Annotated in this window: 5 protein-coding genes; 1 reads left to right on the forward strand and 4 read right to left on the reverse strand. The window is 40.3% G+C overall.

Annotated features, from left to right (window positions below; all coding sequences use genetic code 11):
* Positions 1-934 precede the first annotated feature (934 nt).
* From FKQ60_RS17030 to FKQ60_RS17045, 4 genes are all read right to left on the reverse strand, one after another.
* Positions 935-1,570 (reverse strand): CatB-related O-acetyltransferase, encoded by a 636-nt coding sequence (locus FKQ60_RS17030; RefSeq protein WP_154171263.1) that lies wholly within the window; start codon positions 1,568-1,570, stop codon positions 935-937.
* 387 nt (positions 1,571-1,957) lie between these two features.
* Positions 1,958-2,185, reverse strand: coding sequence for a DUF3709 domain-containing protein (locus FKQ60_RS17035; RefSeq protein WP_170906806.1), 228 nt, complete (start codon positions 2,183-2,185; stop codon positions 1,958-1,960).
* Between the two features lie 3 nt (positions 2,186-2,188).
* Positions 2,189-2,362 (reverse strand): DUF3709 domain-containing protein, encoded by a 174-nt coding sequence (locus FKQ60_RS17040; protein WP_170906804.1) that lies wholly within the window; start codon positions 2,360-2,362, stop codon positions 2,189-2,191.
* Positions 2,363-2,614: 252 nt separating this feature from the next.
* Positions 2,615-3,448, reverse strand: coding sequence for a HEPN domain-containing protein (locus tag FKQ60_RS17045; RefSeq protein ID WP_154171026.1), 834 nt, complete (start codon positions 3,446-3,448; stop codon positions 2,615-2,617).
* Between the two features lie 206 nt (positions 3,449-3,654).
* Here FKQ60_RS17045 and FKQ60_RS17055 point away from each other — a divergent pair.
* Positions 3,655-3,820 (forward strand): type II toxin-antitoxin system RelB/DinJ family antitoxin (locus FKQ60_RS17055; protein ID WP_170906805.1); only part of this gene is annotated, 166 nt, incomplete at its 3' end.

A 3,820-nucleotide genomic window follows, 5' to 3' on the forward strand; every position in this document is an offset into this window, starting at 1 on the left:
TAAAACGGAATGGAGTACGCATCGATTGTAACCTTTGATTATGAGCCAAATATAAATTTAGAGATTGATAACAAAGGAAGGCATTATCACCATCAATGCCTGTCGATGTCTAGTATCGCCTAACGCCCGCTTAAGGGGCTGACAACGCTACTACCAAGTTTCCGCATAACACCGTAACCACAAAAACCAACGCATAATGAAAATGCCACGCGTTGGAAGTCCCTCTTGAAGCGTTTGTTATGCTTTATTACCTATTGATTACATTGAACTTTTACAATGTTCATTAGTTCGCAGCAGTTTAACTCAAAATGACAAACCAACCTACTTTCAGCAATCATTGTTGTCGATAAGATCCCAAACAAGTTGAAGCGAATTAGCCTGTGGAATCAAGGGGTCAACAACACCAAAGGAAGAGATCTTTCAGCAACAATTGAGCCTTTTACGAACAAAATTTATCAGAGCAGAGCCGGACAAAAACGCACATTCGCCGATAAACTTGCGCTAACCAAACACTGTCAGCAAACTAGATGCCAATGAGATCCCAAACAAGTTGAAGCGAAATAGCCGGTGGAATCAATGAACCAGCAACAACAAAGAAAGAGACTTTTCAGCAACAATCGAACCTTTTGTGTACACAATTTATCAGAGCAAAACCCGACAAAAACACAAAAGCATCGTTCAACTTTCAATAGCCACAAAAAAGAACAATAAACTCATAATATCAATGAATTAGAATAGGAAAATTTCTAAATCAGACTGAGTTTTCCCATTAAAATTTATATATTGATTTTGCTGAGGCTCAATAAAGCATAACGCCCGCTTAAGGGGCAGACAACGCTACTACCAACTTACCGCATAACACCGTAATCACCAAAACCAACGCATAGCAAAAATGCCACGCGTTGGCTGTCCCTCTTGAAGCGTTTGTTATGTGCTATTTTTCAACATCGTAAGCTGCTGCTGCGCTCTTTAGTTGTTGAATGTCTGATGCACATAGATATCGCTTTAAGGCTTCAAACTTCTCTGTGGGCCAATCATAGATTTGCATTTTCAACAGTTCGGCAATTACCGATTCGTCAAAGCGATATTTGACTAATTTGGCAGGCGTGCCACCAACAACACTATAAGGGGCAACATCTTTAGTTACCACGCTATTTGCAGCAACTATGGCTCCTTCTCCGATTGTCACACCAGGCATAACCATTGATCTCATCCCAAGCCATGCACCATCATGGATAAAGGTATCACCTTTGCCTATATACGCCTCATCAATGTAGTCCATAAATGGATATAAACAGAACCAATCCGCCCTATGGGTATGATTACCACCCATTAAGATAACTGCCTCTGCGCCGATGCAAACGTAATCACCAATATGGAGTTTATCGATTTCCCACCTAGGTTCCCATTCACGACTCACTTCATCACCATGAAGATACCGAACAACAGATTCCTCAAATCCATTGTCCCAGCAGTCACTGTAATAACTATGAGTGCCTTTGATAGAAATATTAGGGTTAGTTACTACCTCATGGAGTAACTGAAATTTTGACCAATGCTTCTTGTGCAGACTAAACCTCAAGCTAATGTTAAATAATAAGAATTATTGAAATAACACTATGCCGTCAGTGAATGCGTGGCTGCTTTAAAAGAGGAATAAGTTTCATAAAAAACACCGTTAATTGAAAGGCGTGAATGATAGCACATAACGCCCGCCTAATGGGCTGACAACGCATCACCACTAAACTCAAACGCAACAGCCGTAACCACCGCGACTCAATGGGACTGGAAACGCCACGCGTTGGCAGTCCCTTTGAGGCGTTTGTTATGCTTAAGCTTCAACACTTTACATTTGAACCAACTCAAGAATAACCCACTGAAATCATTGACCAAACTTCGAATTTTCTTGAACTAGAACTGACTCAACTTTTACCTATGAACTGACCAATGCAGGCTTTCATTTAGTAACTAGGCCAATGTAGAAAACCTCTCCGACAAACCCACTCACCACACATGGGCACGACAACTCAATGAGGCAATAACACTGAAATTTACAGCGACAGACACATTGCCGTTTCATTAGGCAGCGAAAAACAATGCTCAATTGCCGACTGACTTTCAGCCTGTAAGTAAAGGCACCAAACTGCTCAAAACGACTTGAAAGAGCAAAACTCAACTCGCGCAGAACTCAATATTCCAATGAGGCAATAACTTGGAATTTACAGCGGCAAACACATTGCTGTTTCATTAGGTAGCGCAAAACAATGCTCAATTGCCGACAGACTTTAAGCCTGTAAGTAAAGGCACCAAACTGCTCAAAGCGACTTGAGCCAACAATACTAACCCCGCGCAGACTCAACATTTCAATGAGGCAATCACTCAGAAGTTACAGCGCCAGATACATTGCCGCTTCGTTAGACAGCGAAAAACAATATTGAATTGCCGACAAAACCTGAACGAAATGCCAAAGGAATAGACAACCACAAACTACTGATTTTTATGGATTAAGCATAACGCCGCATTAAGGTGTGAGCAGCGCTTGGCTATACTTGAGCGAAGCGAAACTGCCAAGCGTTGCGAATCACTCTTAAATGCTTTGTTATGCCTCTAATATTTATGGCACGAGATCATTTTCTTTAGGTAGTTCTTTATTTAATACTGTTTGACGAATAAGTTCTCGCAAAATCTCAGCTGAAACATCCACAGATTGTGCAAGATCACCTTTGATCTTTGAACCATGGACTGCAGATGACCTTGAATTATATAGTCTTTTTACCAGTTCAAATTTTTCCTTTCGTAATTCACTATCATTAGGATGAAGAAAACGTGCTATATAAAGGCTAATTCGAAACCTAATTTCAGAGCTAGCCCCAAACATACCCTCAATACCAGCCCAAAGGACAGCCATCTGTATTCTTGGCATTGAGTGCCACCTATAAGATGCTAAACAATGTACAGCTGTTTGAAATTTATCATTATCCAATAGTAATTGAGCATCATGAAAGTGATTTATAATCCAATCAGTGTCTTCGACACTCAATTTATACGGTAAAGCTTGAGTTAAACCTTTAAAGTATAAATTCGTCGCATGCAGATTAGTTTTTTCAGAGATTAAACTTGCTTCCGAACTTGATTGAAGATTAAACCCTATCTCTGTGTTGAAGATAGCACTGAGTAGAAGTATATCCCACGAAGAGTTCCAAGCTTTAATTGCTAGATCTTTTTGTGTAGACGCTTTTATTTCAAGCTGAGCAGTAATCCTAGGAATAAATGCCGCAACAACAGCTATGTCATCCGCTTGCGAGCATGCTGAAAGAGCTGTATTAAAATCAAGGTGTGATGTATCTGCAGGCATCAACTTCATACTGTCGGAGAGTGATATACCTGAGCTAACTTCTATGCCATTGAGCAGTATGTAAGTTTTTTGTTCTATTTCATGTTGTTTCATCTATCTCTTCCTGACGCACTCGGGAGGCATAACGCCCGCTTAAGGGGCTGACAACGCTACTACCAAGTTTCCGCATAACACTGAAACCACCAAAGTCAACGCATAATAAAAATGCCACGCGTTGGAAGTCCCTCTTGAAGCGTTTGTTATGTGCCATTATACTAACGTTTAACTATGTAATACATTGTACAACTAAAGGTGCTGTTATGAGAACAGAAATGCTAAGTACTCGTATAGACCATGATACCAAAGTTGCTTTTACTAGCATCTGTGACGAAATGGGTCTTAGTACATCACAAGCTATTAAAATTTTTGCAAAAGCCGTGATTAATCATGGTGGTATTCCATTTGACTTACGTGTGCCTCAACCAA

The sequence above is a fragment of the Vibrio sp. A11 genome (assembly GCF_013048705.1).
Classification (GTDB): domain Bacteria; phylum Pseudomonadota; class Gammaproteobacteria; order Enterobacterales; family Vibrionaceae; genus Vibrio; species Vibrio metschnikovii.

Coding starts and splice junctions, on each gene's coding strand:
- FKQ60_RS17045 (WP_154171026.1), bottom strand. CDS start 3,448: ATGAAACAACATGAAATAGAACAAAAAACTTACATACTGCTCAATGGC.
- FKQ60_RS17040 (WP_170906804.1), bottom strand. CDS start 2,362: ATGTTGAGTCTGCGCGGGGTTAGTATTGTTGGCTCAAGTCGCTTTGAG.